The sequence below is a fragment of the Microbacterium sp. B19 genome (genome assembly GCF_000333395.1).
Lineage (GTDB): Bacteria > Actinomycetota > Actinomycetes > Actinomycetales > Microbacteriaceae > Microbacterium.
Map to the genome: position 1 here is coordinate 1 of NZ_BADA01000487.1, position 1,252 is coordinate 1,252.

General features: G+C 70.0%; 2 protein-coding genes. Both read right to left on the bottom strand.

Features of this window, described 5'->3' with window-relative positions; genetic code table 11:
- Positions 1-592 (bottom strand): tRNA-dihydrouridine synthase (locus I5G_RS16765; protein ID WP_022880092.1); only part of this gene is annotated, 592 nt, incomplete at its 3' end.
- Positions 593-662: 70 nt separating this feature from the next.
- Positions 663-1,252, bottom strand: a 590-nt coding sequence (locus I5G_RS23155; protein ID WP_022880093.1) for a DsbA family protein, incomplete at its 5' end; no start/stop codon positions are given.

The following is a 1,252-nucleotide window of genomic DNA, read 5'->3' on the forward strand; positions in this document are numbered from 1 at the left end:
GATCCGTCCAGTCGGCCTGACCGGAGTAGAACTCGGATGCCGTGCGCGCGTGCAGCGCGATGGAGGAGACGCCAGCGCCCTCGGCGATGCGTCCGGCCTCGAGGTACGTCAGGTGGTCGGCGTCGATGCCCTTGCGCATCTTGATCGTCAGCGGGAGGTTGCCCGCCGCGCGCACCGCGCGCTCGACGATCTCGCGGAACAGCGTGAGCTTCCACGGCAGCGCGGCACCGCCGCCGCGGCGTGTCACCTTCGGGACGGGGCAGCCGAAGTTGAGGTCGATGTGATCGGCGTGGTCTTCCGCGACGATCATGCGCACCGCCGCCTCGACGGTCGCCGGGTCGACGCCGTAGAGCTGGATCGAGCGCGGCGTCTCGGACTCGTGGTGCCGGATGAGACGCATCGTGGTGTCATTGCGCTCGACGAGCGCGCGGGTCGTGATCATCTCGCTGACGTACAGCCCGGCGCCGTACTCGCGGCACAGTCGCCGGAACGCCGTGTTGGTGATTCCGGCCATGGGCGCGAGCACGACCGGGGCGTCGAGTTCGATGGGGCCGATGCGCAGCGCGCGCGTCGGGGCCAATGCCGTGGTCATCGTTCCATTCTCCCAGACCCCGCGCCCACACGGTGTCGCTGTGGACGCGGGGAGGCCTGGGGAGGAGGGGTCACGCCTGCGCGGTCTCCGGCTCGTTCGCAGCCGCGCGACGCTCGCCCCACACCTGGCGGGCGATCTGCGTGAAGGCCTCGACCGGCTGCGCGCCGCTGACGCCGTACTTCCCGTCGATCACGAAGAACGGGACACCGCTGATGCCGTAGGCCTGCGCCTGCGCCTGGTCGGCGCGCACCGCGTCGCGGAAGCGGCCGGAGCTCAGCGCCTCGCGGGCGAGCTCGGCATCCAGTCCGATCTCCACAGCGAGCTCGACGAGGTCGTCATCGCGGCCGACGTGCTTGCCCTCGAGGAAGTACGCCGACATGAGGCGCTCCGAGAGCTCGAGCTGACGCCCGTGCTCCTTGGCGAAGTGCAGCAGCTCGTGCGCCTTCACGGTGTTCGTGTGCTGCAGGATGTCGAAGCGGTACTCGAGGCCCGCCTCGGCGGCGACGCCGGTCACGCGGTCGAGCATCTCCCGCGCCTGNAGCGGTGAGATGCCCTTGTGCTGGGAGAGGTAGTCCACCTCGCCGCCGACGAAGTCGACGGGGGTGTCGGGCGAGAGTTCGAACGAGTGGTACTCGATCTCGACGACGGGGGCGTCGTCCT